At 72.1% G+C, this 26,112-nt stretch carries 26 protein-coding genes and 1 tRNA gene; 20 read left to right on the forward strand and 7 right to left on the reverse strand.

Going from position 1 to position 26,112, the window contains the following annotated elements:
* The first annotated feature begins 68 nt into the window (after positions 1-68).
* From MTDSW087_RS09845 to MTDSW087_RS09865, 5 genes are all read left to right on the forward strand, one after another.
* Positions 69-1,091, forward strand: a complete 1,023-nt coding sequence (locus tag MTDSW087_RS09845; RefSeq protein WP_144763268.1) for a KpsF/GutQ family sugar-phosphate isomerase — start codon at positions 69-71, stop codon at positions 1,089-1,091.
* 223 nt (positions 1,092-1,314) lie between these two features.
* Entirely contained in the window at positions 1,315-2,052 is a 738-nt protein-coding gene (locus MTDSW087_RS09850; RefSeq protein WP_144763270.1) for a DUF4336 domain-containing protein, read from the forward strand.
* A gap of 128 nt (positions 2,053-2,180) precedes the next feature.
* Positions 2,181-2,534 carry a hypothetical protein gene (locus tag MTDSW087_RS09855; protein WP_144763272.1) on the forward strand — a complete coding sequence of 118 codons (354 nt, stop codon included), beginning with the start codon at positions 2,181-2,183 and terminating at the stop codon, positions 2,532-2,534.
* A gap of 181 nt (positions 2,535-2,715) precedes the next feature.
* Positions 2,716-2,916, forward strand: coding sequence for a hypothetical protein (locus MTDSW087_RS09860; protein WP_144763274.1), 201 nt, complete (start codon positions 2,716-2,718; stop codon positions 2,914-2,916).
* A complete protein-coding gene (locus tag MTDSW087_RS09865; RefSeq protein ID WP_144763277.1) occupies positions 2,904-3,260 on the forward strand; it encodes a hypothetical protein in 357 nt (118 codons plus the stop codon). The genes MTDSW087_RS09860 and MTDSW087_RS09865 overlap by 13 nt, the downstream gene beginning before the upstream one ends.
* Before the next feature lie 185 nt (positions 3,261-3,445).
* On the opposite strand, the gene MTDSW087_RS09870 is transcribed toward MTDSW087_RS09865, so the two are convergent.
* Entirely contained in the window at positions 3,446-4,798 is a 1,353-nt protein-coding gene (locus tag MTDSW087_RS09870) for an NCS2 family permease (protein ID WP_144763279.1), read from the reverse strand.
* Positions 4,799-4,921: 123 nt separating this feature from the next.
* Complete coding sequence (gene pucL, locus MTDSW087_RS09875; RefSeq protein WP_144763281.1) at positions 4,922-5,761, reverse strand: factor-independent urate hydroxylase; 840 nt, start codon at positions 5,759-5,761, stop codon at positions 4,922-4,924.
* A 310-nt stretch (positions 5,762-6,071) separates the two neighbouring features.
* Between pucL and uraD the strand changes: the two genes are divergently transcribed.
* The 3 genes from uraD to MTDSW087_RS31215 all read left to right on the forward strand — a co-directional run bounded on the left by uraD (position 6,072) and on the right by MTDSW087_RS31215 (position 7,702).
* On the forward strand, positions 6,072-6,965 hold the full coding sequence (gene uraD / locus MTDSW087_RS09880; protein WP_144763283.1) for a 2-oxo-4-hydroxy-4-carboxy-5-ureidoimidazoline decarboxylase: 894 nt from the start codon (positions 6,072-6,074) through the stop codon (positions 6,963-6,965).
* Positions 6,966-7,316: 351 nt separating this feature from the next.
* A complete protein-coding gene (locus MTDSW087_RS09885) occupies positions 7,317-7,568 on the forward strand; it encodes a hypothetical protein (protein WP_144763285.1) in 252 nt (83 codons plus the stop codon).
* The gene (locus tag MTDSW087_RS31215; protein ID WP_280525262.1) at positions 7,568-7,702 is read left to right on the forward strand and encodes a hypothetical protein; all 135 of its coding nucleotides are present in this window, start codon (positions 7,568-7,570) and stop codon (positions 7,700-7,702) included. The genes MTDSW087_RS09885 and MTDSW087_RS31215 overlap by 1 nt, the downstream gene beginning before the upstream one ends.
* A gap of 30 nt (positions 7,703-7,732) precedes the next feature.
* Here the strand turns inward: MTDSW087_RS31215 and MTDSW087_RS09890 are convergent, their stop codons facing one another.
* Positions 7,733-8,056, reverse strand: coding sequence for a hypothetical protein (locus tag MTDSW087_RS09890; protein ID WP_144763287.1), 324 nt, complete (start codon positions 8,054-8,056; stop codon positions 7,733-7,735).
* A gap of 183 nt (positions 8,057-8,239) precedes the next feature.
* Between MTDSW087_RS09890 and MTDSW087_RS09895 the strand changes: the two genes are divergently transcribed.
* Entirely contained in the window at positions 8,240-9,259 is a 1,020-nt protein-coding gene (locus MTDSW087_RS09895; protein WP_144763289.1) for a TAXI family TRAP transporter solute-binding subunit, read from the forward strand.
* A 16-nt stretch (positions 9,260-9,275) separates the two neighbouring features.
* Here MTDSW087_RS09895 and MTDSW087_RS09900 read toward each other — a convergent pair whose 3' ends face one another.
* On the reverse strand, positions 9,276-10,061 hold the full coding sequence (locus MTDSW087_RS09900) for a hypothetical protein (RefSeq protein ID WP_144763291.1): 786 nt from the start codon (positions 10,059-10,061) through the stop codon (positions 9,276-9,278).
* A gap of 934 nt (positions 10,062-10,995) precedes the next feature.
* Here MTDSW087_RS09900 and MTDSW087_RS31410 point away from each other — a divergent pair.
* On the forward strand, positions 10,996-11,304 hold the full coding sequence (locus tag MTDSW087_RS31410) for a septal ring lytic transglycosylase RlpA family protein (protein WP_210248280.1): 309 nt from the start codon (positions 10,996-10,998) through the stop codon (positions 11,302-11,304).
* 64 nt (positions 11,305-11,368) lie between these two features.
* Here MTDSW087_RS31410 and MTDSW087_RS09910 read toward each other — a convergent pair whose 3' ends face one another.
* Positions 11,369-11,560 (reverse strand): hypothetical protein, encoded by a 192-nt coding sequence (locus MTDSW087_RS09910; RefSeq protein WP_144763444.1) that lies wholly within the window; start codon positions 11,558-11,560, stop codon positions 11,369-11,371.
* 193 nt (positions 11,561-11,753) lie between these two features.
* Here MTDSW087_RS09910 and MTDSW087_RS09915 point away from each other — a divergent pair, with 193 nt between their 5' ends.
* On the forward strand, positions 11,754-11,948 hold the full coding sequence (locus MTDSW087_RS09915) for a hypothetical protein (RefSeq protein WP_144763295.1): 195 nt from the start codon (positions 11,754-11,756) through the stop codon (positions 11,946-11,948).
* A gap of 31 nt (positions 11,949-11,979) precedes the next feature.
* Here MTDSW087_RS09915 and MTDSW087_RS09920 read toward each other — a convergent pair.
* A tRNA-Sec gene (locus tag MTDSW087_RS09920) sits at positions 11,980-12,072 on the reverse strand.
* A gap of 179 nt (positions 12,073-12,251) precedes the next feature.
* Between MTDSW087_RS09920 and MTDSW087_RS09925 the strand changes: the two genes are divergently transcribed.
* The 5 genes from MTDSW087_RS09925 (at position 12,252) to MTDSW087_RS09945 (ending at position 19,341) form a co-directional block, all read left to right on the forward strand.
* Positions 12,252-14,651: a sensor histidine kinase NtrY-like gene (locus MTDSW087_RS09925; RefSeq protein WP_144763297.1), complete on the forward strand. Its 2,400-nt coding sequence runs from the start codon at positions 12,252-12,254 to the stop codon at positions 14,649-14,651.
* Entirely contained in the window at positions 14,652-16,016 is a 1,365-nt protein-coding gene (gene ntrX / locus MTDSW087_RS09930) for a nitrogen assimilation response regulator NtrX (RefSeq protein ID WP_144763299.1), read from the forward strand.
* 208 nt (positions 16,017-16,224) lie between these two features.
* Positions 16,225-16,479: an RNA chaperone Hfq gene (gene hfq / locus MTDSW087_RS09935; RefSeq protein ID WP_144763301.1), complete on the forward strand. Its 255-nt coding sequence runs from the start codon at positions 16,225-16,227 to the stop codon at positions 16,477-16,479.
* A 146-nt stretch (positions 16,480-16,625) separates the two neighbouring features.
* Positions 16,626-18,029 (forward strand): GTPase HflX, encoded by a 1,404-nt coding sequence (gene hflX, locus MTDSW087_RS09940; RefSeq protein WP_144763303.1) that lies wholly within the window; start codon positions 16,626-16,628, stop codon positions 18,027-18,029.
* 4 nt (positions 18,030-18,033) lie between these two features.
* Positions 18,034-19,341 (forward strand): adenylate/guanylate cyclase domain-containing protein, encoded by a 1,308-nt coding sequence (locus MTDSW087_RS09945; protein ID WP_144763305.1) that lies wholly within the window; start codon positions 18,034-18,036, stop codon positions 19,339-19,341.
* 139 nt (positions 19,342-19,480) lie between these two features.
* On the opposite strand, the gene MTDSW087_RS09950 is transcribed toward MTDSW087_RS09945, so the two are convergent.
* Complete coding sequence (locus MTDSW087_RS09950) at positions 19,481-21,028, reverse strand: OpgD/OpgG family glucan biosynthesis protein (protein WP_186383797.1); 1,548 nt, start codon at positions 21,026-21,028, stop codon at positions 19,481-19,483.
* Between the two features lie 174 nt (positions 21,029-21,202).
* Between MTDSW087_RS09950 and glmU the strand changes: the two genes are divergently transcribed.
* The 4 genes from glmU (at position 21,203) to MTDSW087_RS09970 (ending at position 26,085) form a co-directional block, all read left to right on the forward strand.
* A complete protein-coding gene (gene glmU / locus MTDSW087_RS09955; RefSeq protein ID WP_144763307.1) occupies positions 21,203-22,576 on the forward strand; it encodes a bifunctional UDP-N-acetylglucosamine diphosphorylase/glucosamine-1-phosphate N-acetyltransferase GlmU in 1,374 nt (457 codons plus the stop codon).
* Between the two features lie 232 nt (positions 22,577-22,808).
* Positions 22,809-24,635, forward strand: a complete 1,827-nt coding sequence (glmS, locus tag MTDSW087_RS09960) for a glutamine--fructose-6-phosphate transaminase (isomerizing) (protein ID WP_144763310.1) — start codon at positions 22,809-22,811, stop codon at positions 24,633-24,635.
* A 330-nt stretch (positions 24,636-24,965) separates the two neighbouring features.
* Entirely contained in the window at positions 24,966-25,148 is a 183-nt protein-coding gene (locus MTDSW087_RS09965; protein WP_144763312.1) for a hypothetical protein, read from the forward strand.
* Positions 25,149-25,275: 127 nt separating this feature from the next.
* Positions 25,276-26,085: a universal stress protein gene (locus MTDSW087_RS09970; protein WP_144763314.1), complete on the forward strand. Its 810-nt coding sequence runs from the start codon at positions 25,276-25,278 to the stop codon at positions 26,083-26,085.
* Positions 26,086-26,112: the final 27 nt, after the last annotated feature.

The following is a 26,112-nucleotide window of genomic DNA, read 5'->3' on the forward strand; positions in this document are numbered from 1 at the left end:
ACGGCGGTGCCGCGCGGGCCATCCCGTGCGGGCCGCCGCATCCCGTTCCCGCAGCGAGAAATCCCGATATGGTGGCGCGCGCAGCAGAATCCCTTCCTGAGGCCGGCCCCGGGCCGGCCGAGTCGACGGCGGATATCTGCGCGGCGGGCCTGCAGAGCGTCGAGATCGGCATGGAGGCGCTGCGGGCGCTCGGCGGCGCGCTCGACGGCCGGCTCGGGCCGGCCTTCGCGGCGGCGGTGGAGCGGCTGCTCGCCACCGAGGGACGGGTGATCGTCTGCGGCGTCGGCAAGAGCGGGCATATCGGCCGCAAGATCGCGGCGACGCTCGCCTCCACCGGCACGCCGGCCTTCTTCGTCCACCCCACCGAGGCGAGCCACGGCGACCTCGGCATGATCACGCCGCAGGACACGGTGCTGGCCCTGTCCTGGTCGGGCGAGACGGCGGAGCTCGGCGACCTCACCAACTTCTCGCGCCGCTTCTCGATCCCGCTCATCGCGATCACCGCGCGGGCGGAGAGCTCGCTGGGCCGCGCCGCGGACGTGGTGCTGGCGCTGCCGAAGGTGCGCGAATCCTGCCCGCACGACCTCGCGCCGACCTCCTCCAGCCTGATCCAGCTCGCGCTCGGCGACGCGCTCGCCGTGGCGCTCCTGCGCCAGCGCGGCTTCACCTCGTCGCGCTTCAAGATCCTGCATCCCGGCGGCACGCTGGCCGCCCGGCTCAAGACCGTGCGCCAGCTCATGCATGCCGGCACGGCGATGCCGATCGTGCCCCGCGGCACGCCCATGTCCGAGGTGCTGGTGCGCATCGCCGAGCACCGCTTCGGCTGCGCGGGCGTGGTCGACGGGGAGGGGACGATCGTCGGCATCGTCACGGACGGCGACCTGCGCCGCCATATGGGCCCGGCGCTGCTCGGCACGCCCGTCGAGGCGGTGATGACGCCCCGCCCGATCACCATCGAGCCCGACAGCCTCGCCGGCTCCGCCCTGGAGCTGATGAACCGCAAGCGCATCACCGCGATCTTCGTGGTGGAGGCGGGCCGCCCGATCGGCCTCGTCCACGTGCACGACCTGCTCACCGCGGGCGTGGTCTGAAACGGTCCGGCTCCGCCTCCGGTTTTCATCCCCGCGACGCAGGCATACCAGACCGGCGTCCGCGGCGATTGCGGCGCCCGGGGCCTCGGCTACGGTGAAGCCTCCTCCCAGGGGTGCTTCAAGCCCCTCCTCGACCCGCCCGGCCCAGGCCGCGCGGGTTTTTTCTTGGAGACTCGCCCCCTCGCGTGTCACGGGCCGCGGGACGGGCCCGGGGAGAGATCCGTTGCAGCCGATCACCTATCCGCCCCTCGACACCCTGAAGCCGGTGGCGCCGGACCTCTGGATCGTCGACAGCGGGCCGCTCCACGTCCTCGGCCTGCTGCCGCTGCCCGTGCGCATGTGCGTGGTGCGCCTGACCGACGGCACGGTCTGGCTGCACTCGCCGACCCGCTACGACCCGGACCTGCACCGGGCCATCCTGCGGATCGGGCCGATCCGCCACCTCGTCGCGCCGAACGTCGCCCATTGGAGCTTCCTCGCCGCCTGGCAGCGGCATTGCCCGGAGGCGGTGAGCTGGGCCGCGCCGAACCTGCGCCGCCGCGGCCCGGTGCGGCGCGCGGGCCTGCGCCTCGACCGCGACCTCGGCGCGGCCGCCCCGGCGGACTGGGCCGAAGATATCGCGCAGGCGGTGATGCCCGGCGGATTCGGCTTCCGCGAGGTCGCCTTCTTCCACCGGGCCTCGCGCAGCCTGATCCTGACCGACCTCGTGGTGAACCTGGAGCCGGAGCGCCTGCCGTGGCCGATGCGGCTCCCGGCGCGGCTCGCCGGCATCACCGCCCCGGACGGGCGGGCCCCCGCCTATCTCCGCCTCGTCGTGCGCCTGCGCCGGGCGGAGGCCGCGCGGGCCGCCGCGACCCTGCTGGCGCTGGAGCCGGAGCGGGTGCTCTTCGCCCACGGCGCGTGGTTCGCCCGCGACGGGGCGGCGGCGCTGCGGCGCTCCTGGCGCTGGCTCGGAGTCTGAGGGGCGCAGGCCCCGGGCGGCGCGGGCCGGTGCCGCAGGGGCTTGAGCGGAACGGAACACGCGCGACGGCGTCGTTTCGGGATAGGATCGGCGCATCCCGCCCCGAGCCCCTTCCTCCGAGGCCGCCCATGCCCTGGCTCCGTCCGCTCCCCTGCCTCCTCGCCGCCGGCCTGCTCGCCGCGGCCGCCGCGCCGGCGAGCGCGCAGATCGCCACCTCGCAGCCGGACCTGAACAGCTGGAACCATTCCTTCCAGCAGCAGAGCACCCTGCGCTCGCTGCAGCAGCAGAACACCTCGGAGCTGAACACCCTGCGCATGCAGAGCCAGCGCAACGTCCAGTACCGCCCGGCCGACATCTATGCCGGCCCGGTGCTCGGCCGCCGCGGCGGCTTCAGCCAGGGCGGCCCGCGCCACCAGGGCGTGCGCGCCGGCCGGACCCGGCTCGACCGCTCGATCGATACCGGCATCTGCGTCGGCTGCTGAGATCCGGTCGCGTCCGTCCGGAAGCGCGAATAAATCCCCACCCCACGGACGCCTGACCTGAACTTTGTTCAAGTTATTTGAATAAAATACAAAATAAGCACCGCCTTTACCCAATTTGGTGGATTGTACTCGACCTGAAACAGATATTCTTTGCGACTGTGCTTCCTGAGGAGTGCGTCGCATGTCCCGGCTCGGTCTGTTCCTCCTGGCCTTCGCCCTGGCCACGGCCGCCTTCTGGTTCACCATGCTGACCGACCCGCCCCGCTCCGAAGCGGGCAGCCGGGCCGGGCCGCCCGCCTCCGGCCCGGCCTGGACGCCCCCGGTCCGGGAGCGGTTCGTGCCCGAGGAGCTGTGCGGGCGATTCGGCGCGTGCCCACGCTGAGCGCACCGGATCCCGCCACGGGTGCCCCGGCGAAGGCCGGGGCGACCCCGGCGGCCCTCGCCGCGGACAGGGCCGCCCTCCTGACCGAACTCGACCTCTATCTCGCGGAGGGCGACCGCCTGATCCGGCAGGCGGAGATGCTCCGCGGCGCGATGGAGCGGGCCGAGGCGCCCGAGGGCCACCGACTCCTCGCCACGCAGGTCCTCCTCGCCCTGGACCGGCTGCAGCTCGGCATGCGGCGCCACCGCGCCGCCCTGGAGGCGGCCTCCGAGCCCGTCCCCGCGGCCGCGGGCCGCCGCCCCTGGCAGGGCTGGTTCGGCCCCCCAGCACGCGGCAGCATCTGAGACCGCGTCCGGTTGATCGGACCGGACGCGGTCTCGGCCAAGCCCGCGCGGCGCTCGAGCGAAGGCGACATCCGCCATCCCGAAGGGATCATCCCTTTGGCGGGTTCGAGGCGCGGAGCCCTGGAAATGCCCGTCAGGGCTTCGCCCCGACAACCCACCAAAGGGATGATCCCTTTGGAATCCCGTCAATGGGCCGCGCCCGTGACGACGAACTTGATCAGGAACAGGGCGGCGATCACCCAGACCACGGGCTTCACCATGCGCGCCCGGCCGGTGAGGAGCTTCAGCGCCGCGTAGGTGAGGAAGCCGAAGGAGATCCCGGTGGCGATCGAGTAGGTGAAGGGCATGAGCAGCGCCGTGACGCAGGCCGGCACCACCTCGGTGAGGTCGTCCCAGTCGAGCCCGACCAGCTCGTGCAGCATCAGGCAGGCGACGTAGAACAGGGCTGGCGCCGTGGCATAGGCCGGCACCGAGCCGGCGAGCGGCGCGAAGAACAGGCAGGCGAGGAACAGCACGGCCACCGTCACGGCGGTGAGCCCGGTGCGCCCGCCCTCCTCGACGCCGGAGGCGCTCTCCAGATAGGCCGTGGTGCTCGACGTGCCGAGGAGCGAGCCCGCGAAGATCGCCGCGGAATCGGCCATCAGCGCCCGGTCGAGACCCCGGCCTCCGCCCGTCCGCTCCGGCGCGAGGAGCCCGGCCCGGCTCGCCACGCCCATCAGCGTGCCGGTGGCGTCGAAGAGCTCGACCAGGAACAGCACCAGCACGACGTTGAGGAGCCCGGCCGAGAGCGCGCCCGTGACGTCGAGGGCGAGGAAGGTCGGCGCGATCGAGGGGGGCATTGAGACGAGGCCGCCGAAGGCGTTGCCGGCCACGACGAAGCTCAGGGCCGTGATCGCCAGGATCGACAGGAGCAGCGCGCCCGTCACCTTCCGCACCGAGAGCACGGCCACCATCAGGAAGCCCAGCACCGCCAGCACCGTGCTCGGCTTGTGCAGGTCGCCGAGGGTGACCAGCGTCGCCGGGCTCGCCGCCACGATGCCGGCGCTCTTCAGGGCGATGATCGCCAGGAACAGGCCGATGCCCACCGTGATGGCGATGCGCATGGAGCGCGGGATGCCGTCCACGATGATCCGCCGCAGGCCGGTCAGCGTCACGGCGAGGAAGCAGAGGCCGGAGATGAACACGGCCCCGAGCGCCGCCTGCCAGGTGAAGCCCATCCCCAGCACGACCACGTAGGCGAAATAGGCGTTGAGGCCCATGCCGGGGGCCATCGCCACCGGCCAGTTGGCGAGGAGCCCCATCACCAGGGAGCCGAGCGCCGCGGCGAGGCAGGTCGCCACGAAGACCGCGCCCCGGTCCATGCCGGCATCGGCCAGGATGCTCGGATTGATGAAGACGATGTAGGCCATCGTCAGGAAGGTGGTCAGCCCGGCGAGCAGTTCGGTGCGCACGGTGGTCCCGTGCTCCGAGAGCCTGAACAGGCGCTCCAGCGCCGCCCGGCCGCGCGACGGCGGCCTCGTGTCCCGGATCGCGTCCATGCCCGCCTCAATCGCCTCCTCGTACTGAAACCGTTCGACCGCTTCGGTCCGCGACGGGCCTCTCCTCCCCGCAAGAGGGAGGGGACGCCTCCGATGACCCGTCCGATCAACGGGACATCGCGATCAGCCGCGGCCGATCGTGGCCTCGATCTGCCCGTGCGGCTCGTCGGTGGGCAGGAACACGGTGCCCGGATTCTCCAGGCCGAAGGGGGCGAGGTCGATCGGGATGTAATGCTTGTTCGGCATGGCGAAGGCGATCTCGGCGATCTCCGGGACCGCGGCGAGGGCCGCCTCGCCCATGCGGTACATCGAATCCTGCACCCCGTGCGAGTAGGTGGAGCCGAACACGGCGAGCAGGGTCTCCAGCACGGCGGCGTTGGCGGCGGCGTAGTCGGCGGGGACGCCGCGCCAGGTCCAGGTCGCGTCCATGCTGGTGGCCGCGATGCGGTCGTCGGTGTCGGGCAGCGTGCGGTAGGCGTCGTCGAAGAAGCCGCTCCAGCCGGATTGCGTGGTCTTCATCAGGGTGAAGCCGCGCAGGCCCGAGCGCAGCACGGATCCCGCCCGGCGCGCCGTCAGCCCGACATGGCCGAACCCGTTGCCGTCGAGGGTGAAGGTGTGGCCGTGGGGCGCCCCGCCGATGGCGGCGCGCAGCCAGCGCGTCTCGCAGGCATCGACCGTGACCGTCTCGACCTGGGGATAGGCCTCGAGGAAGAGCGCGGCCACCGCCTGCACGAAGGCCTCCGCGCCGAGGCCGGGATTTCGCGCCGCCACCACGTTGACGATGTTCCTCATCGTGTCGGTGGCGATGCAGGCCCGGTTGTCGGCCGCCGTCCAGGCGGCGTCGAAGCCCCCCGTCAGCATGACGCTCAAGGTCAGCTCGCGCGGAATGTGGTGGTCGCCGTCGCGGGCGAGGCGCATCACGCGCACCTGGCCCTTGCCATAGGTTGCGGAGGTCAGCGGCATGGGGGCTCCGGCGGTCTCGATGGGCTTAGTGCACCTCACAAAACTCCCGTTCGCTGGGAGTCCTCTCTCTGGCCGCGACGGCGCAGCGGGAGTTTTGTGAGAGACACGTGGTCGGCATTCCCCGGCGGCGGCCTTCGCCCCCGCCGGACGGTCGCGGGCAGGATGCCGGAATCGGGCCACGAATGCAGCGCCGGCGCGATCGCCGGAGAGAAACCCCGAGACTTGGCGGCGGGCGCCGGGCGCCGCAGGATGCGGGCCCAAGGACCGGACCGGCTTGTCCGAGGGCGATCCGCGAGAGGGCGAGACAGCGATGACGGCCGCGACCCACCGGCTCACCGACCTCAACGCGATGCCGGAGGCGGATTTCGTCGCGGCGCTGGGCGCCGTGTTCGAGCACGCCCCCTGGGTGGCGGCGGGGGCGGCCGCGCGCCGGCCCTTCGCGACGGTGCAGGCGCTGGCCGCCGCGATGCGGGCGAGCGTGGAGGCGGCGCCCGAGGCGGACCGCCACGCCCTCCTCGCCGGCCATCCGGAGCTCGCCGGCGCCGCGGCGCGGGCGGGTGCGATGGCGCCGGCCTCCGTCGCGGAGCAGGCGGCGGCCGGCCTCGGCCGGCTGTCGGAGGCCGAGCATGCCCGCTTCGCCGCCCTCAACGCCGCCTACCGGGCACGTTTCGGCCTGCCCTTCATCCTCTGCGTCCGGCGCCACGGCCGCGCCTCGATCCTGCGCAGCTTCGAGGCGCGCCTCGCCGCCGACCCGGAGAGCGAGCGCCGCACGGCGCTGGAGGAGGTCTTCCGCATCGCCGCGCTCCGCCTCGCCGGGCTGGTCACGGGGGAGGGGCCCCTGGCGGTGGCGGGCCGGATCTCGACCCATGTGCTCGACACGGTGCGGGGCGCGCCCGCCGCCGGCGTCGCGGTGGAGCTGCACGAGGTGGTCTCGGCGACGGAGACGGTGCCGGTGGCGCGCGCCGAGACCAATGCCGCCGGGCGCACCGACGCGCCCCTGATCGGCGGCCGCCCGGTGCCGGTGGCGACCTACGAGCTGCGCTTCGCCCTCGGCGACTACCACCGCCGCCTCGGCCTCGCGCTGCCCGAGCCGCCCTTCCTCGACGTGGTGCCCCTGCGCTTCGGCGTGGCCGATCCGGAGGGGCACTACCACGTGCCCCTCGTGGCGACGCCCTGGAGCTACCAGACCTATCGCGGCAGTTGAGGCGGCACGGCGCGGACGCGCGCGCAGAGGGCCTTCCGGTCCCGACGGCCTTCGTGGCCGTCGCAAGCGCGACTGCGCGCCGCCGCCCATGCGGCGGATCGCCCGCGATGCCCCGGCATCGCGGGCAACCCAGAGGGCCGTTCACCGCCGAATCCGCCTGAACGGACGTTCAGGGTTGCCAAGCTTGGCCATATGGGCCAGCCTGCTGCGTAGTTCCTACGCGGCTGGAGCCGGGCCCGATCACCCTGGATCGGGACACGCCTCCGAGCCCCCGTCCCGACGCGCTCCCCATCCCCGAACCGGCCACCGCGCCGGCTTCGACGAGCGCACCGACCCCAACCCGGAGGTGCCATGCTGGTCAACCACGCACGCCGCCTGCTCAGGCGCGCCGCAGAGGCCGCCGATCTCCAGATCTCGATCCGGCAGAAGCCCGACCTGTCCTGGCCGAGCGACCACAGCCGGCTGGTGGCCCTCGAGAGCCGCGGCGACCTTCTCCGGATCGACCTCCGGGACGGTCGCGGCACCGACAAGGCCTGCGCGACCTGGCAGATCACGGATCGCGGCCTCGCCAACCTCCAGCACCTGTCGGGCAGCGCGGTCTGATGGCGTCGATCAAGATCCACGGGACCTGCGACGGCACGTTCTCGGTCTACAAGAACGGGAGCGCCGTCTGTTCCGGCCTCACCCGGCCCCAGGCGGAGCGGCTGGCGGCGGTGCTGCGCTGGACCGAGCGCTAAACCCAGCGCCGGACGATCTCCGCGGACGCCTCACTTCGCCACGTCGTCGTCGAAGCTGAGCGCGCAGCGCTGGATCGCGGCGCCCTGGGCGTTGCGCATCTGCACGACCGTGCCGCCCTTCTCCGCGCAGGCCACCGCGAACCTGTCCGGCGGCGCGCGGGCGAACAGGTCCGGCACCGAGACGCGGATGGAGTAGGCGCCGAGCACGGCGGCGCCGAGGGCGAGCGCCGCGAGGAGCGCGTTCCGGACCTTGCGGCCGCGCGCCGGCTTGGCCACGGCGCAGTGCGGGCAGCACCGCGCATCGCTCAGGATCGGCTGCCGGCAGGTCCCGCACCGCGTCAGGTATCCGACCATCGGCCGTCTCCGCACCGTCCGGCCCGGGCCCCGCCCGCGCCGGAGCCGCGTCCGATCGCCGAACCGGCGTCCACTTCGGCGGGGCGCGGCCCGTGCAATGACGCGCTCCCTTGCGCCGAACCGGCGTCCACTTCGGCGGGGCGCGCTCTAGATAGGGCTTCGTCGGGTTGAGGGACGCCGATCATGATCAGGATCGCCATACTGTTCGGCCTCCTCCTGCACGTGGTCCTTGGATACTTGGCCCCTGGATCCGCTGCGGCGCAGACCGACGTCAAGACGCAGAGGCATGCGCGGTCCCAGAAGGCCGACATCAATGCCTGGACGGTCGGATTGGCCGGCGGCCTGATCGAAGGCAGTTTTATCCGCTACGCGTCCGATTTGGCAAAAGTCCTGGATGACGGGGACAACCTGCGCGTCATCCCGATGGTGACGTTCGGCGCGGTCGGAAACGTCAACGACCTGCTCAACCTCAAGGGCGTCGACGTCGCCATTACGCAGGCCGACGTGCTGGACTATTTCCAGCGCGAGCTGAAGGTGCCGAACGTCAACGCGCGCATCCAGTACATCTCACCGCTCTACCTGGCCGAGGTGCATGTCTACGCCCGCGAGGAGATCAAGACGCTGGCCGACCTCGCGGGGCGCAAGGTCGCCTTCAACACCGCCGGCAGCGCGGCCAACCTGACGGGCCAAGCCGTCTTCCGGCGCCTCGGCATCGCCGTGGAGCCGCTCCTGATCAACAACGCGCTCGCCCTCGAACGCATGCGCAGCGGCGAGATCTCGGCGATCGTGCACGTCGTCGGGAAGCCGAACGAGCTGTTCACGACGACGAAGAAGGAGCCCGGGTTCCACTTCCTGCCCATCGAGTACAGCCAGGCCTTCGAGGATTTCTACCTGCCCTCGATCCTCTCCGCCGAGGATTACCCGCAGCTGATCGCCCCGAACGAGACCGTCCCCACGCTCGCGGTCGTCACCGTCCTGGCCGTCTACAACTGGCCGAAGAACAGCGAGGGCTTCCGCCGCGTGTCGCGCTTCGTGGAGGCCTATTTCGCCAAGTTCCAGCAGCTCAGGAACCCGCCCTTCCAGCCGAAATGGAAGGACATCAACCTCGCGGCCACCGTCCCCGGCTGGACCCGGTTCAGCGTCGCCGAGGACGCGCTGGCGCGGATGCGGTCCGCGCGCCCGCAGGGCGGCGAGCCGCGCTGAGGCCGCACGATCCCTCTCAGGGCGTCGCCGTCCGGCCCTTGGCGGCCTGGGGCCAGGACAGTTCGAGGTCGGCGGCCTTCAGGTACCAGCGGTCGGCCTCGGCCCGGTCACCCTCCAGCCCGATCACCGGAAGCCCCTTCAGCACGGCCGGATCGTAGCTGCGCGCGAGGCCGCGCGCGCCGCGCGGATCGCCCTGCGTGGCGGCGCGCTGGAAGAACAGCCGCGCGGACACGACCTCGCCCGAGGTCAGGAGCTGCTCGCCGCGAGCCACGAACGTGTCGAGCTGCTGGATCTCCGCGGGGGAGCGCTCCACCACGGCCGGCGCGGCAACCGGACCGTCCTGGCCCTCCTTCGCCGGCTCGGGGGTGGCCGGTGCGCTCATCGAGGGCGGGGGCAGGTCGGTGATCGATTGCCGCGGGGATCGGTCGGCCGCCGGGGCCGCCGCGAACAGCGCGCTCGGGGCGAGCGGCGCCCGCGCCGCCGCGGCGCCCTCGGAGGCGCCGGGCCGGGCCGGACTGGCGGCCGGGCCGGGCTCGGGATCGCGCGCCGTCTTCGCCAGGGTGGTCACGCCGACCGGCGCGTCGGGGCGGATTGCGGGCGGCTTGACCGCCGCCGCGGTCCCGGCGGACGGGGCAGGCGGCGTGGCGCGGTAGGCCAGGAACGCGCCCGTCCCGAGCAGGCCGAGGACGCCGAGGCCGGCGACGACGCCCAGCCAGACCCCATGTCGTTTCATGAAGCGCCGGAACATTGCCCGCAGCGGGCCTTCGGCGATGAAGTTCTTCGGATCGGATAGAGCCGACATCGATGCAGGATTCTGCTCGCTCTCCTGGCCGGATCGACGGGGTTTGACACTATCCTGGGGCCGGAACCGGCGCAGGAACTCCAGGTCTTCGTGCCTTTGAGAGGGTTCTTCGAACGGGACGGGATCCTGCGCTGGAAAGAGCGGCAGAACCTCGGCTTTCTGCTGCCTCGCGAGTGCGCCTGAGTTTCCGATCGAAGACATCGAGCCAGTCCTATTTTCCTCAACTGCAGAGCCGACGACACCCCTGCTTCGCAAAGACCCAAATCCTGCCAGTTGAGCTAGAGATTCATGAACCGCGCATTCGAATGGCGGCGATCCCTTTATAGGCTTAGCTTCGCTCTCCCAATGGGACTATCTTATATCCGACTGTCCTCGTCAAATTCGCCCCTCTTCATGCCGATCGGCCGCGACAGCTTGGCGAATTGTGGAGCCCACCCGGACCGCTTCTTCCGCGCGACATCGGTCATTGGTGAGGGACATTTCGTCCGGGCGGCTTGCGCAGCGCGCTTCCGCCCGCCAGTGACTGCTCGCAGACGAGCCGATCGCGGGATCAGTCACCGCGCTGCATCAATTCAATATCCATGCGCCAGTCGCGACAATTTTCATTGATCAATGGAACCAGTCGAGCGGCAACGATTTCTGACGTGCACGAAAAACAGCGTACGGTGCAGACATCATGGATACCAATTGCTTACCACCAAAGTCTAGTCGAACGATGATAACCGGCCTCGTCTGGCTTCTTGCCATGACGAGCGGACAAGACGTCCTCGCTCAATCCATGAACCTGCCCGATGCGGCCTCGAACGAGCGCTTTCAGGGTCTGAGACGGTCCGCGCCGGTGTTCACGTATCGCGAGGTGACCTCCCGCCTGCCGCCCATGCCGGCGGAGCCGGAGGCCGGCGCGGCGCCGCGCCGGGCGGCCTCCGGCTCGTACATGACGGCGGGCAGGTCCCGGCCGATCGAGAGCGGGAAGGCGAGCTGGTACCAGCACCCCGGCCGGACCGCGAGCGGCGAGATCTACGATCCCGACCGGCTGACCGCGGCCCACCGCTCCCTGCCGTTCGGCAAGCGCGTCCTGGTGGTCAACAAGCGGAACGGGCGCTCCGTCGTCGTGCGGATCACCGACCGCACCAATGCCCGGACGCAGGCGCGGCGGCCCTACATCGTCGACCTGTCCCGGGGCAGCGCCCGCGCCCTCGGCATCGACGGCATCGGCCAGGTCGCGCTCTACGAACCCCGCTGAGCCGGACCCTGACGCACCTTGCCGCGCACCCGCGCGGCAGGGCACGTCCGGGCGCTCCCGGTCCTCAATCCCAGTCGATGCCGAGCGAGCGCTCGAAGACGGCGGCCGCGAGCTCCCGGCCCTGGGGATCGACCACCACCACCTCCCGGAAGCCGCGCCGCTGCAGCTCCCAGGTCTTCTCCATCGCCTGCTCGTCCGTCCCGCAGGCGAAGGTCATGGCCCTGCCGGACGGATCGATACCCTTCACCTTGAACACGGCGCACACCTCTCTCCGAGCCGGAGATATGGGGGTGCCCCGGCGGGCCGGAAGCCGCAAGCCGGCAGCGGTCACGCACATCGTCCGATGTACCCTTGCCATGCACCCTTGTGAGCCGGCGCACAGAAAGGCCGCACGCGATGGTGTCTTCTCCTCCCACCCGAGATGGCATCCCGAGACGGAGGATGAGGCGATGTCGGACACCTACGAACAGCTCGTGGCGGCACTCCGCGCGGTGGTCGCGCAGACCGGCGATCCCATGCCCGTCGTCGCCTTCGCGCTCCAGGCCATCGAGCAGGAGAACCTCGCGCGCCGGCGCCGGATGCAGGAGGTGCCCGGCCCCTACGCGCCGAACCCGATGTCGATCTATGCGGAGCGCCTGCCCTGACCGGCGGCGAAGGGTAGATCGGGCGGCCCTCTGGCGGAAGCGGATGGGAATCGAACCCACCGTACGCTGTTGGCGTACCACTGGTTTTGAAGACCAGGAGGGCCACCAGACCCCGTTCGCCTCCACCATCCGGCCTAGCATGGGCGCCGGGGCCGACCAAGGGCCGACCGAGAGCGGGGCCCTGCGGCAATCGCGCCGGCCTCCGCGGCAGGCGGGCGCAGGCGGCGCCGAGGACGGGCGCGGGCGGCCGCCGCTGCCCAAGTCGTATTAATTTCGCCACACTGTTGTGGCCCTGCATCAGGGATGCGGTTTCGACGCAGAACACCCCTGGAGGAGGCGCCCGTGCCCACCGGCTCTGCCGGCGACGCGGCGCGGCCCGACCCGCGCGGTCCCGGCTGGATCGGCGCCGCCGTGGTCGTCACGGCGCTGATCTCGGCGATCGCCACCTTCCTCGTGCTGGCGGGGATGATCCGGATCACGCCGACCCCGACGATCGGCGTGACGCTGCTCGCCATCAACGTCGCGCTGGTGCTCGGCCTCGTCGTGATCATCGCCTGGGAGGCGCGCGTCTTCCTGAAGGCGCGGCAGGCGCATGCGGCGGTGGCGCGGCTCCACACCCGCATCGTCGGCCTGTTCTCGCTCATCGCGATCCTGCCCACGATCCTGCTCGCCGTCGTCGCCTCGGTGACGATCGACCGCGGCCTCTCGCTCGGCTTCACCGACCGGGTCCGCGACGTGGTGCTGAAATCCGTGGAGGTGGCCGACGCCTACCAGGAGAACCAGTGCCAGTCGCTCGCCCGCGAGATCCGCATCCTCAACGACGACCTGACGCGGGCGCGGCCGAACTTCGACGTGAACCGCGACTGGTTCCAGAACTTCCTCACCACGCGGGCGACCAATCTCGGCCTGCCGGTGGCGCAGATCATGCGCGGGCCGACCGAGGTGGTGGCCAAGGCCAAGATCGACATCCTCAAGGCGACGCGCCTGCCCTCGGCGGCGGCCTTCGAGGACGCGGCGAAGTCGAACGACCCGATCTGCCTGCTGCCCACCGAGGGCCGCGTCTTCGCCGCCCTCCTGCGCATGCCGGCCTACGACGACGCCGTGCTGATGGTGCAGCGGGAGGTGAGCCAGCTCGCCATCGAGTTCCCCGGCGTCTCGCGCGCGGCGGCGGCCGAGTATCTCACCTACGATTCCCTGCGGCGCTCGATCCAGGTCACCTTCGCCTCGGTCTTCGTGCTGATCGCGCTGATCGCGCTGCTCTCCGCGGTCTGGTTCGGCCTGAACTTCGCCAACCGCTTCGTCGCCCCGATCCGGCGGCTCATCAACGCCGCCGACCAGGTCGCCTCGGGCAATTTCTACGCGCAGGTGCCGGCCAAGAAGTCCGACGGCGACCTCGCGCATCTCGGCGCCAGCTTCAACAAGATGACGCAGGAGCTGCGCCGCCAGCACGACGGGCTCACCGCCGCCAGCGAGCTGATCGACCGCCGCCGCCGCTTCACGGAGGCCGTGCTCTCGGGCGTCTCGCCGGGCGTCATCGGCATCGATGCGGGCGGCTTCGTCACCATCGCCAACCCGGCCGCCGAGCGCATGCTCGACCTCGCGGGCACCGCCCTGATCGGCCAGCCCCTCGGCCAGGCCGCGCCCGAGCTCGCCCCGGTCCTCGCCGAGGGCGAGAGCCGGCAGCGGGCGGTGCAGCAGCAGATCCAGCTCACCCGCGCGGGCCGCGAGCGCACGGTGACCGTGCGGGTGACGAGCGAGCAGGCGCACGGCACCGCGCGCGGCTACGTGGTGACGCTCGACGACATCACCGACCTCGTCTCGGCCCAGCGCACCTCGGCCTGGGCGGACGTGGCGCGCCGCATCGCCCACGAGATCAAGAACCCGCTCACCCCGATCCAGCTCTCGGCCGAGCGCATCCGGCGCAAGTACGGCAAGGTGATCGTCAGCGACCGCGAGGTCTTCGACCAGTGCACGGCGACGATCATCCGCCAGGTCGACGAGATCAAGCGCATGGTCGACGAGTTCTCGTCCTTCGCGCGCATGCCCAAGCCCGCGATCGCCGAGAACGACCTCACCGAGATCGCCAAGCAGAACCTGTTCATGATGCGGGTCGCGCATCCCGACATCGACTTCGCCTTCGCGTCGACGGGCGCGGGCGCGAACGAGCGCATCACCGCGGCCTTCGACATCCGCCTGCTGTCGCAGGCGATCACCAACATCCTCAAGAACGCCGTCGAGGCGGTGGCCGAGGTGCCGGAGGACGTGCTGGGCAAGGGCAAGATCGGCCTGGACCTCGCGGTCGACGACGGCTACGCGCTCATCTCCATCACCGACAACGGCAAGGGCTTCCCCACCGAGGGGCGCCAGCGCCTGCTCGAGCCCTACATGACGACCCGCGAGGGGGGCACCGGCCTCGGCCTCGCCATCGTCAGCAAGGTGCTGGAGGAACACGGTGGCGGAATCGAGCTGAACGACAACCCCGCGGGCCGGGGCGGCCAGGTGCGCATGCGGGTGCCGCGGGCGCAGCCGGACGCGCCGGCCGCAGATCCGGCAGCCCGTCCGGCCACCGCTCCGGCGGCCCGGCCGTCGGGTGAGGCGGCGCACGGCGCCGGCGCGCCGGATCCGACATCCGACACGACGATGGACACGACAGTGGAGAAGGGCGCCGCGCGGACGGCCCCCCAGACCGCGGAGATGCACTAGATGAGTGCCGACATCCTGATCGTCGACGACGAGGCGGACATCCGCGACCTCGTGGCCGGCATTCTCGACGACGAGGGCCACCGCTGCCGCACGGCCGGCGGCTCGGACGAGGCGCTGGCGGCGATCGAATCGCGCCGCCCGCACCTCGTCTTCCTCGATATCTGGCTGCAGGGCTCGCGCCTCGACGGCCTGCAGGTGCTCGACCTGATCAAGGCGGGCCATCCCGACCTGCCGGTGGTGATGATCTCGGGCCACGGCAACATCGAGACCGCGGTCTCGGCGATCAAGGCGGGCGCCTACGACTTCATCGAGAAGCCGTTCAAGGCCGACCGCCTGATCCTGGTGGCCGAGCGGGCGCTCGAGGCCTCCCGCCTCAAGCGCGAGGTGCGCGACCTCAAGGCGCGCTCAGGGCACGCCAACCGCATCGTCGGCGGCTCGGTGGCGGTGAACCAGCTCCGCCAGACCATCGAGCGCGTGGCCCCGACCAATGCCCGCGTGATGATCACCGGCGCGCTCGGCTCCGGCAAGGAGCTCGCCGCGCGCTCGCTGCACAAGGTCTCGGCGCGCGCCAACGGCCCCTTCGTGCTGCTCAATGCCGCCGCCATCCTGCCCGAGACGATGGAGGCCGAGCTGTTCGGCGTCGAGGGCGAGGGCGGGCGCCGCGTCGGGGCGCTGGAGGAGGCGCATGGCGGCACGCTCTACCTCGACGAGGTGGCCGACATGCCCCGCGAGACGCAGAACCGCATCCTGCGCGTCCTCGTGGACCAGAACTTCCAGCGCGTGGGCGGCACCACCCGCGTCCATGTGGACGTGCGCATCATCTCCTCCTCGTCGAAGGACCTGCAGGAGGAGATCGCCGCGGGGCGCTTCCGCGAGGATCTGTTCCACCGCCTCTCGGTGGTGCCGATCCGCGTGCCCGCCCTCTCCGAGCGCCGCGAGGACGTGCCGGAGCTGATCCAGTTCTTCATGGACAACATCTCGGCCCAGACCGGCCTGCCCAAGCGCCGCATCGCCGAGGATGCCATGGCGGTGCTGCAGTCGCACAACTGGCCGGGCAACATCCGCCAGCTCAAGAACAACGTCGAGCGGCTGATGATCCTGACCCAGGCCGACCCGGAGCAGGAGGTCACCTCCGAGATGCTGCCCTCCGAGATCGGCGCGCTGGTGCCGACGACCCCGGCGGGGGCGGGCGGCGAGAAGCTGATGAGCCTGGCGCTGCGCGAGGCCCGCGAGATCTTCGAGCGCGAGTACCTCGTGGCCCAGATCGCGCGCTTCTCCGGCAACATCTCCCGCACGGCCGAGTTCATCGGCATGGAGCGCTCGGCGCTCCACCGCAAGCTCAAGTCGCTCGGGATCGGCCCGTAGCCCGGACGGCTGGCCCGGACGGCGCAGAGTGCTGTTATCCGCGGCCGTTTCGTCACGAAACCCGCCGGCCCCGGCCTTGCGTCGGCGCCGGCTTTGCCCGTCTATGGAAGATCCGAACCGCATCGCCGCCTGCAGGGCGCGGGGGCTGCGGCGAGGATTCAAGGCAAGAAGCTTTCAGACAAGAAGCCAGGACGACAAAGGATAAGAAATGGCGGTCGAACGCGCACAGAACCTGCAGGACACCTTCCTCAACCACGTCCGCAAGAACAAGATCCCGTTGACTATCTTCCTCGTCAACGGCGTCAAGCTTCAGGGCGTCGTGACCTGGTTCGACAACTTCTGCGTGCTGCTGCGGCGCGACGGGCACTCGCAGCTCGTCTACAAGCACGCGATCTCGACGATCATGCCGGGCCATCCCGTGCAGCTCTTCGAGCCGGACGAGGCCGGGGCCGAGAAGGCCTGAGGCCCGGCACGCCCCGAGACCTGTCCGCCTGCCCCGCGCCGCGCGCGCCCGGGGCAGGTTGCGAATCGCCGAATTTCCGGCACCGGCGCCGCTGCAAAGCGGCGCTCCGCTCCCCAGATGAGGCGTTGGGGGGCGACGGAGACTGAATGACGGACCTGATTTCCCGCGGCGAGGCCCGGCTGCAGGCGATGGCCCAGCCGGAGGGCGAGATCGCCGCCGCGACCCATACGCTCGTGGTCGGCCCCTATCTCGCGCGCGGCGCGGACGGCGCGCATCCGACCCGCTCCGCCCAGGCGCGGCTGGAGGAGGCGGTGGGGCTCGCCGCCGCCATCGAGCTCGACGTGGTGCGCTCGCTCGGGGTGAGCCTCGCGAAGATCCGGCCCTCGACCTATCTCGGCAAGGGCCGGGTCGAGGAGATCGCCGGGTTGATCCGGGCCGAGGAGATCGGCCTCGTGGTCATGGATTGCGCCCTCTCGCCGGTGCAGCAGCGCAACCTCGAGAAGGAATGGGGCGCCAAGGTCATCGACCGCACCGGCCTGATCCTGGAGATCTTCGGGCGCCGCGCCTCGACCCGCGAGGGCACGCTCCAGGTCGAGCACGCGCATCTCGCCTACCAGCGGTCGCGGCTCGTCCGCTCCTGGACCCACCTGGAGCGCCAGCGCGGCGGCTTCGGCTTCCTCGGCGGCCCCGGCGAGACCCAGATCGAGGCCGACCGGCGCATGATCCAGGAGCGCATGACCCGGATCGAGCGCGACCTCGACGCGGTCACCCGCACCCGCGGCCTGCACCGGCAGAGCCGGGCGCGCGTGCCCTATCCGATCGTGGCGCTCGTCGGCTACACGAATGCCGGCAAGTCGACCCTGTTCAACGCGCTCACCAAGGCGCAGGTGGTCGCGCAGGACATGCTGTTCGCGACCCTCGACCCGACGGCCCGCGCCACCAAGCTGCCGCACGGCGAGACCGTGATCCTGTCGGACACGGTGGGCTTCATCTCGGACCTGCCGACCTCGCTCATCGCCGCCTTCCGGGCGACGCTGGAGGACGTGATCGAGGCCGACATCCTGCTCCACGTGCGCGACGTCTCCCATGTCGACACCGAGGCCCAGGCCGAGGATGTCGGCGCGGTCCTGCGCGAGCTCGGCATCGAGGACGCGGCGGACCGCGTCATCGAGGTCTGGAACAAGGCCGACCTCCTCGACGAGGCCGAGCGCACGCGGCTCCTGAACCTCAGCCGCAAGGGTGACGGCGCCCAGCGCAACGACCGCGACAGCGCCGCCCCGGTGCTCGTCTCGGCGCTGACGGGGGAGGGGCTCGCGGCGCTCACCGGCCGGATCGAGGCGCGGATCGCGCGGGCGCGCTCGACCTTCGCGGTGGTGCTGCCGCCGGAGGACGGGGCCGCGCTCAACTGGCTCTACGAGAACGCCGAGGTGCTCGACCGGCGCATGGAGGAGGGCGGCACCCTGCATCTCGCCATCCGCATCGCCCCCGAGAAGGAGCCGCGCTTCCTCAACCGCTTCGGCGCGGCCCGCCGCCTCACCCGGGCCGAGTAGGCGCATGACGGCCGAGATGGAGGCCGCGCCGGCCCCATCGCCGGCCGCGCCGCCGCCCGATGCGCGGCCCGATGCGCGGGGGCACGCCCGCGCCGCCCGCCGGCTGGTGCAGGCGGCCAATGGCGGCCGGCTGCTGGCGATCCGCATCATCGTGGTGCTCGTGCTGCTGATGGCGGCGCAGGCCTATGACGGCTCCCTCCACGCGCTCAGCCACTGGATCATCCTCGCCCTCTACGCGGGCAGCTCCGTCTGGTTCGCCCTGGCCGAGCGGGGCGGGGGACGGCGCGCCGACGCCTATGCCTGGGCCGGCACGCTGCTGAATGCGGGGCTTGCCGTCTACGTCATCGTCGAGCACCTGCTCGCGGGGGCGGATACGGCGGGCGCGGCCGACGCGGTGAGCCGCCTGCCCGCCTTCCTGCTGCTCCTGCAGACCGCGCTCTCGGTGCGGGTCTGGCACACCGCCCTCTATGCCGGCATCGTCGGCACCGCCTGGGGCGGGGCGCTCGCCGTCACCCATCTCGACCGGGCCGGGATGCTCGGGCCCCATGTCGATCTCGCCGAGCAGGTCCCGGCCCTCGTCACCTTCGTGGCGGCGGCCCTCGTCGTCATCGACGGCACGGCGCGGCTGAGCCGGGCGGTGGCCGAGGCCCTGCGGCTGGAGCACCAGCGCACGCTGCTCGCCCGCTTCGTGCCGGACGACGTGGCCGAGGACCTCGCCCGCGAGGGGGGCCTCGGCACGGTGCGCCGCCGCCATGCCTGCCTGATGATCCTCGACATCCGCAGCTTCTCGCGCCTCAGCGCCGAGCACGCCCCCGAGACGATGGTCGAGGCGCTGCTCTCGTTCCGGGCGCTCGCGCAGGAGGCGGTCGCCGCCCATGGCGGGCTGGTGGACAAGTATGTCGGCGACGCGGTGCTGGCGCAGTTCGTGGTCGGGCTGCCGGCCGACCAGGCCCGGGCGGCGCTCGCCTGCGCCCGCATGATCCGGGTGCGGCTCGGGCGCCTCAACCGGGCGCGCAACGCGCAGGGGCGCTTCCCCTTGCGCGTCGCGGTGGCGCTCCATGCGGGCGAATTGCTCGTCGGCGTCTTCGACGATGGCACGCGGGCCGAGTACACGGTGCTGGGTCCGGCCATGAACACGCTGGCCCGCATCGAATCCCGCGCCAAGGCCGCCAATCTCGACATCGCCGCCTCCGAGGATTTCCTGAGGCTGACCGGGCCGATCCTGCCGGAGGGCATAACCCTCGCGCCGGTGGCGGATGGAGGCCAGCCGGTGCTGTTCGCGGTGGGCGAGGGGCGGCGGGTGCCGGCCTGAGGCGCTTGTCCCCTCTCCCTTGCGGGGAGGGGTCAGGGGTGGGGGTGGCTCAGGATGAGGCGTGGCGGTGCCTCCTGCAGCACCCCCACCTCCGGCTCCTCCCCGCAAGGGGGAGGAGAGGCCCTGCGATGACGCGCCCCTACGGCGTCCAGCGGTAGAGCCAGGTCTCGCTCACCGGCCGGCCGCCGCGGCGCAGGACGAGGCGCAGCTCGCTCGCGCGCTCGCTGCCGGGATCGAGCTCGAACAGCACCCGCGCCGTCTTCGCGGCGGGATCGCCGACGAGCTCCTGCCGGGTGATCGTGCCGGGCGCGGCCGAGAGCGCGATGTCGAGGCTGCCCGAGCCCGCCAGCCCCTCGCCGGCGAAGTCGACCAGGAACAGGCGGCGGCCGCCCGTGCCGCCGCGCCCGCCGCGGCTCGCCGTGACGCGGGCGAGGGGGGGCGGCTCCGGCCGGTCCCAGGCCCAGTGCTGGCGATAGGCGAAGCGCATCTCAGCGCCCGCCACCAGGGCCTCCTTCGGGCGCCAATAGGCCAGGATGTTCTCGTTCGCCTCCGAATCGCTCGGGATCTCGAGGAGCGTGACCGCGCCCGGCCCCCAGGGCTCCCGCGGCGTCAGCCAGAGGGCGGGGCGGCTCTCCCAATGGGTCGCGTCGTCCTCGTAGTCGCGGAAGGTGCGGGCGCGCTGCATCAGGCCGAAGCCCTTCGGGTTCTCGTCCACGAAGGAGGAGATCTGCAGGGAATCCGGGTTGTGGACCGGCCGCCAGATCGCCTCGCCGGCCCCGTTCAGGATGGCGAGCCCGTCGGTGGCGTGCACGCTCGCGCGCACGTCGTCCACGTTGCGCCGGTCGAGGGGGCCGAACAGGAAGCTCGCCTGGGCGCCGCCGAGGCCGAGATGGTCGAGCGGCTGGCGGGCGAACAGCACGCCCTCCACGTCGCAGACCGTGTCCCGCTCGCCCGGTGCCAGCGCGAAGCGCAGGGCCGCCACCGCCGAGGCCGATTCGATCAGCGCGTGCAGCACCAGGGCGCCGTCGCCGCCGGGGCGCTCCACGAACAGGGCGCGGAACAGGGGGAATTCCTCGCCGCGCGCGTCGGCCGGGCGCAGGGTGAGGGCGCGGGCGGTGACGCCGAGGCTCTGGCCGCGCGCCGCCATCTTGAAGAACGAGGCGCCCTGGAACACCGCCGCCTCGAAGGGCTCGCCCTGGCCGAGCCGCGCCCGCACCCGCAGGCCCGAATAGCCGGCCTCGGGGGGAAGCTCGGGCAGCTCGATCCCGTCCGCCCGGAAGCGGTCGCGGGCATAGGGCAGGGGGACGAGGCGCCCCTCCTCCACGAGGTAGATCTGCACCGGGTTGACGAAGAGCGAGCCCCGCTGCAGCGGCTCCAGGGTGAAGGGCAGCCCCTCCCCCTCCCAGATGCCCCGGCCCGGCGCGGTGCGGATCGCCCCGTAGGGCTCGCGGCCGAGATTGCGCAGCAGCGGCGGCAGGTCGTCCGTGCGCGGGGCGACATAGGGCGCCTTGGCGCGCTCGCGGGCGAGCGCGATCAGGCTCTCGCGGTCGAAGGCCGCGCCGGCGGCGGGCAGGGGCGGCGGATCGGCCGCCGCCGCTCCCGTGAGACCGGCCCCCGCGACGAGGCCGACGCCCGCAGCCAGCACGGCGCGGCGGGTCGGGGCACGGGATCCGAGGGGGGCGGGCACGTCGGTCGGCAGAGGGGACTCCTGTCGCTGGATTGTTTCCGAGGCTTTACCATGCTGGGCCCTGAACCGGCGGTTAAGGATCCGGCCCCGCACTTGCGTGGGCGGCGCGAAGGCTGCATCCCGTCGCGCGGGATGGGCCGGGTTGCGCCCGCAAGGCACGACGAGGACCGACGGATGATCCAATCGGGGGACAATCGGCGCAGCCTGACGACGGTGGTGCTGGCGGCGGGCAAGGGCACGCGGATGCGCTCGGCCCTGCCGAAGGTGCTGCACCGGCTCGCCGGGCGGAGCATGCTCGGCCACGTCCTCGCCGCCGCGCAGGAGGCCGGCGCCGATCACATCGCCGTGGTGGTCGAGCCCGGCCGCGCGGACGTCGCCGCCGAGATCGCCCGCGAGGCCCCGGGCGCGCGGATCTTCGGGCAGGCCGAGCGGCTGGGCACGGCGCATGCCGTGCTCTGCGCCCGCGAGGCCCTGGAATCGGGCGAGGACGTGGTGATCGCCTTCGGCGACACGCCGCTGATCACCGGCGCCACCCTCGCCCGCCTGCGCGCCCCGCTGCGCGACGGCGCCACGGTCGCGGTGCTCGCCTTCGAGAGCGCGGATCCGTCCGGCTACGGCCGCGTGCTCACCGAGGGCGGACATGTCCTGGCGATCCGCGAGGAGAAGGATGCGAGCGCCGCCGAGCGGCAGGTGCGGCTGTGCAATGCCGGGCTGATGGCGCTGTCGGGCGCGCACGCCCTCGACCTCCTCGACCGCATCGGCAACGACAACGCGGCGGGCGAGTACTACCTGCCCGACGCCGTGGCGCTGGCCGTCGCCGACGGCTACGACGTGGCGATGGTGCCGGTGGCGGAGGAGGAGGCGCACGGCGTCAACGACCGCCTGCAGCTGAGCATGGCCGAGGCGGTGATCCAGGACCGCCTGCGCCGCGCGGCCCTGCTCGGCGGCGCGACCCTGGTGGCGCCAGAAACCGTTTTCCTGAGCTACGACACGGTGTTGGGCCAGGATGTTCTCGTGGAGCCTCATGTCGTCTTCGACACCGGCGTCACGGTCGGCGACGGCTGCGTCGTCCACGCCTTCGCCCATCTCAAGGACGTGCGGCTGGAGGAGGCGGTCAGCATCGGCCCCTTCGTGCGCCTGCGCGGCGGGGCGGTGCTGGAGGCGGGCGCCGCGATCGGCAACTTCGTCGAGATGAAGAACGCCCGGCTCGGGCCCGGGGCCAAGGCCGCCCACCTGACCTATCTCGGCGATGCCGAGATCGGCGCGAAGGCGAATATCGGCGCGGGCACCATCACCTGCAATTACGACGGCGTGAACAAGCACCGCACCACCATCGGCGCGGGCGCCTTCATCGGCTCGAACTCGGCGCTCGTCGCTCCGGTCACGGTGGGGGCGGGGGCCTATGTCGCCTCGGGCTCGGTCATCACCGACGACGTGCCGGAGGGCGCCCTCGCCGTCGCCCGCGGGCGCCAATCGGTGAAGCCGGGCTGGGCCGAGACCAAGCGCGCCGCGCTGCTCGCCGCGAAGGCCGCAGCGAAGAAAGATTAACCATCGCAGTCGGTTGGCTCAAGTCTCTCAAGCATTCGTTGAGAGGCGCGGGCCAAGCCTTCGTAGCGGAAGCCGTGCAACGCCCGGTTCCGTATCCGGCGGGGACTGCCCCTGCCGGTCCCGTTCCGGTACAACCATGGCTGTCCGGCTGCGGGCCGCCGGACCCGAATTCCTGTGGCCTTGCGCCGCTGCGGCTCGCGCGGCGGGACGCTTTCCGAGAGGGCTTGGCGCCATGTGCGGCATCGTAGGCATCGTCGGGCGCGACGCGGTCGCCGACCAGATGATCGAGGCGCTGCGCCGCCTCGAATACCGCGGCTACGACTCGGCCGGCATCGCCACCCTGGAGGGGGGCCGGCTGGAGCGCCGCCGCGCGCAAGGCAAGCTCGCCAACCTCCAGGCCAAGCTGGTGGAGGCGCCGCTCGCCGGCGCCACCGGCATCGGCCATACCCGCTGGGCCACCCACGGGCGCCCGAACGAGACCAACGCCCATCCCCACGCCACGGCGCGGCTCGCGGTGGTCCATAACGGCATCATCGAGAATTTTCGCGAGCTGAAGCAGGAGCTCCAGGCCGACGGCGTCGTGTTCGAGACCGAGACCGACACCGAGGTCGTCGCCCAGCTCGTCAGCCGCAACATGGACCGCGGCATGGAGCCCGTGGCGGCGGTGGAGGCGGCTTTGCCGCGCCTGCGCGGCGCCTTCGCGCTCGGCTTCCTGTTCGCGGGCGAGGACGGGCTCCTGATCGGCGCCCGCCACGGCGCGCCGCTCGCCATCGGCTTCGGCGAGGGCGAGACCTATCTCGGCTCGGACGCCCTGGCGCTCGCCCCCTTCACCGACGCGCTCACCTATCTGGAGGAGGGCGACTGGGCGATCCTGACGCGCGACGGCGCCGAGATCCGCGACGCGGAGGGCACGATCGTCGAGCGGCCGCGCCAGCGCATCGCCACGCAGGCCTACCGCATCGACAAGGGCAACCACCGCCACTTCATGGCCAAGGAGATCCACGAGCAGCCGGAGGTGGTGGGCCGGACGCTGGCCCACTACGTCGACATGGCGGGCGGCCGGGTCGCGCTGCCCGAGGCCCTGCCCTTCGACTTCGCCAGGCTGTCGCGGCTCTCGATCACCGCCTGCGGCACCGCCTATTACGCCGGGCTCGTCGCCCGCTACTGGTTCGAGAGCCTGGCGCGGCTGCCCGTCGACATCGACGTGGCCTCCGAGACCCGCTACCGCGAGGCGCCGCTGGAGACGGACGGGCTGACCCTCGTCGTCTCGCAATCGGGCGAGACCGCCGACACCCTGGCGAGCCTGCGCTACGCCAGGAGCCAAGGCCAGCACACGCTCTGCATCGTCAACGTGCCGACCTCGACCATCGCCCGCGAATCCTCGGCCGTGCTGCCGACGCTCGCCGGCCCCGAGATCGGCGTGGCCTCCACCAAGGCCTTCTCCTGCCAGCTCACCGTGCTCCTGTGCCTCGCGATCCATGCGGGCCGGGCGCGCGGCGTCCTGTCGGCCGAGCGCGAGCGGGCGCTCGTCGACGCGCTGATCACGGTGCCCGGCCTGATGGCCGAGGCGCTGACCCGGGAGGGCGAGATCGAGATGCTCGCCCGCGAGGTCTCCAAGGCGCGCGACGTGCTCTATCTCGGCCGCGGCACCAGCTACCCGATGGCGCTGGAGGGCGCGCTGAAGCTGAAGGAGATCTCCTACATCCACGCCGAGGGCTACGCCGCGGGCGAGCTGAAGCACGGCCCGATCGCGCTCATCGACGAGAGCGTGCCGGTGATCGTGATCGCGCCCCATGACGGCGTGTTCGAGAAGACCGTGTCGAACATGCAGGAGGTGGCCGCCCGCGGCGGGCGCATCGTGCTGATCGGCGACGCGCAGGGGGCGGCCGAGCACGGGCTCGACACGCTGGCGACCGTGACCATGCCGGACCTCGACCCGGTCGTCGCCCCGATCGTCTACGCGGTGCCGATCCAGCAGCTCGCCTACCACACCGCCGTCTTCATGGGGAAAGACGTCGACCAGCCGCGCAACCTCGCCAAGTCCGTCACGGTGGAGTGATACCGTGTCCGGTTGATAGACCGGACGCGGTCTCGGCCAAGCCCGCGCGGCGCCTGAGCGAAGGCGGCATCCGCCATCCCGAAGGGATCACCCGGATGTCGTATGAGAGCCGCCGCGGCGGCGTGAGGCGCACCCCTTAGAGCCGTTCCCGATCGCGTTGCGACGGGGCACGGCTCCAAGCCTTTGTTGTGACGCGCTCTCTTTCGCCGAACCGGCATCCACTTCGGCGGAGAGCGCTCTAGCGGGGGCCGCCACCGCTTGCGCTGGATCAAGGCCCGCATGCGGCCCGCCCGGCATCGTGATGCCCGCAGACCCAAGCGGGAGAACGCGATGTCGACGGTCGTGACCTTCATCTCCATGACGAGCATGCGGACGGCGCGGGCCGCCGGGCCGGCGGCGCTGCCGCCCACGGCCCGGACCGCCCGGCGCCCCGACCTCGGCAGCCTGCGGGCGCTGGCGCTCGCGGCCGCCGCCGCGCTCCTGACGACCGGGGCGATGTGGCTCGTCCACTGACGGGGCAGGGCGGGTTCTTGCGCTGGATCAAGGCCCCCGCGGCGCGGGCGGGCCAGGATCCCCTCGCCGCCTGCGCCGGCCCCGCCTTCCGCGGACGACCGGCGCGGGCGCCTTCGAGGAGGCGGATATGAGCTACGCCAACATCCTGGTCTCGGTCGATCTCGACGCCGGAGCCGCGGAGCGGGTCCGCCTCGCCGCGGATCTGGCGCGGCGCTTCGGGGCGACCCTGACGGGGGCCGCGGCCCACAAGGTGCCGCCGCCGATCCTGGTGCAGGACATCGAGGATGCCCGCCTTCAGGATGAGGCGAACACGCACAAGGTCCGCGCCGTGCTGGAGCAGGCGCGGGTCCTGTTCGCCGAGGCGGCCGGGTCGGCGCGCAGCGACTGGCTCCCCGCGCTCGCCGGGCCGATCACCCATCTCGTCGCGCTGGCCCGGGCCGCCGACCTGGTGGTTCTGGGCCGGCGCGGGCCGGACGACGTGGAGCCCGGCCCCCTCGGCGTGCCGCCGGGGCCGATCCTGATGGAGGCAGGCCGGCCCGTGCTCGTGGTGCCCCGGGGCCTCGACCGCCTGAGGGCCGAGCGCGTGGTGGTGGCCTGGAAGGACGGACCCGAGGCACGCCGCGCGGTCTCGGCGGCGCTGCCGTTCCTGCGCGCGGCGGAGACGGTCCTCATCGCCAGCGCGGGCGAGGCGTGCTGCTACGAGGGCGCCGAGGCGGTGGCGGCCCATCTCGTCCGCCACGGCGCGCGGGCGACCACGCATCTCGCCCGCTCGGCCGCGAGCGACGGCGAGGCGCTGATGCGGTTCGCCGCCGACGCGGAGGCCGACCTGATCGTCATGGGCGCCTACGGGCATTCGCGCCTGCGCGAGTGGATGTTCGGCGGCGTCACCCGCGACATCCTCCAGCGCAGCCCGACCTGCTGCCTGATGAGCCACTGATCTTCGGATATCCGCGCCGTGTTACGC

Source organism: Methylobacterium dankookense (assembly GCF_902141855.1).
Taxonomy (GTDB): domain Bacteria; phylum Pseudomonadota; class Alphaproteobacteria; order Rhizobiales; family Beijerinckiaceae; genus Methylobacterium; species Methylobacterium dankookense.

Excerpts from the sequence above, each read along its gene's own strand:
- MTDSW087_RS09845 (WP_144763268.1), top strand. The coding sequence starts at position 69 with ATGGTGGCGCGCGCAGCAGAATCCCTTCCTGAGGCCGGCCCCGGGCCG.
- MTDSW087_RS09855 (WP_144763272.1), top strand. The coding sequence starts at position 2,181 with ATGCCCTGGCTCCGTCCGCTCCCCTGCCTCCTCGCCGCCGGCCTGCTC.
- MTDSW087_RS09860 (WP_144763274.1), top strand. The coding sequence starts at position 2,716 with ATGTCCCGGCTCGGTCTGTTCCTCCTGGCCTTCGCCCTGGCCACGGCC.
- MTDSW087_RS09870 (WP_144763279.1), bottom strand. The coding sequence starts at position 4,798 with ATGGACGCGATCCGGGACACGAGGCCGCCGTCGCGCGGCCGGGCGGCG.
- pucL (WP_144763281.1), bottom strand. The coding sequence starts at position 5,761 with ATGCCGCTGACCTCCGCAACCTATGGCAAGGGCCAGGTGCGCGTGATG.
- uraD (WP_144763283.1), top strand. The coding sequence starts at position 6,072 with ATGACGGCCGCGACCCACCGGCTCACCGACCTCAACGCGATGCCGGAG.
- MTDSW087_RS09885 (WP_144763285.1), top strand. The coding sequence starts at position 7,317 with ATGCTGGTCAACCACGCACGCCGCCTGCTCAGGCGCGCCGCAGAGGCC.
- MTDSW087_RS31215 (WP_280525262.1), top strand. The coding sequence starts at position 7,568 with ATGGCGTCGATCAAGATCCACGGGACCTGCGACGGCACGTTCTCGGTC.
- MTDSW087_RS09890 (WP_144763287.1), bottom strand. The coding sequence starts at position 8,056 with ATGGTCGGATACCTGACGCGGTGCGGGACCTGCCGGCAGCCGATCCTG.
- MTDSW087_RS09895 (WP_144763289.1), top strand. The coding sequence starts at position 8,240 with ATGATCAGGATCGCCATACTGTTCGGCCTCCTCCTGCACGTGGTCCTT.
- MTDSW087_RS09900 (WP_144763291.1), bottom strand. The coding sequence starts at position 10,061 with ATGTCGGCTCTATCCGATCCGAAGAACTTCATCGCCGAAGGCCCGCTG.
- MTDSW087_RS31410 (WP_210248280.1), top strand. The coding sequence starts at position 10,996 with ATGACGGCGGGCAGGTCCCGGCCGATCGAGAGCGGGAAGGCGAGCTGG.
- MTDSW087_RS09915 (WP_144763295.1), top strand. The coding sequence starts at position 11,754 with ATGTCGGACACCTACGAACAGCTCGTGGCGGCACTCCGCGCGGTGGTC.
- MTDSW087_RS09925 (WP_144763297.1), top strand. The coding sequence starts at position 12,252 with ATGCGGTTTCGACGCAGAACACCCCTGGAGGAGGCGCCCGTGCCCACC.
- ntrX (WP_144763299.1), top strand. The coding sequence starts at position 14,652 with ATGAGTGCCGACATCCTGATCGTCGACGACGAGGCGGACATCCGCGAC.
- hfq (WP_144763301.1), top strand. The coding sequence starts at position 16,225 with ATGGCGGTCGAACGCGCACAGAACCTGCAGGACACCTTCCTCAACCAC.
- hflX (WP_144763303.1), top strand. The coding sequence starts at position 16,626 with ATGACGGACCTGATTTCCCGCGGCGAGGCCCGGCTGCAGGCGATGGCC.
- MTDSW087_RS09945 (WP_144763305.1), top strand. The coding sequence starts at position 18,034 with ATGACGGCCGAGATGGAGGCCGCGCCGGCCCCATCGCCGGCCGCGCCG.
- glmU (WP_144763307.1), top strand. The coding sequence starts at position 21,203 with ATGATCCAATCGGGGGACAATCGGCGCAGCCTGACGACGGTGGTGCTG.
- glmS (WP_144763310.1), top strand. The coding sequence starts at position 22,809 with ATGTGCGGCATCGTAGGCATCGTCGGGCGCGACGCGGTCGCCGACCAG.
- MTDSW087_RS09965 (WP_144763312.1), top strand. The coding sequence starts at position 24,966 with ATGTCGACGGTCGTGACCTTCATCTCCATGACGAGCATGCGGACGGCG.
- MTDSW087_RS09970 (WP_144763314.1), top strand. The coding sequence starts at position 25,276 with ATGAGCTACGCCAACATCCTGGTCTCGGTCGATCTCGACGCCGGAGCC.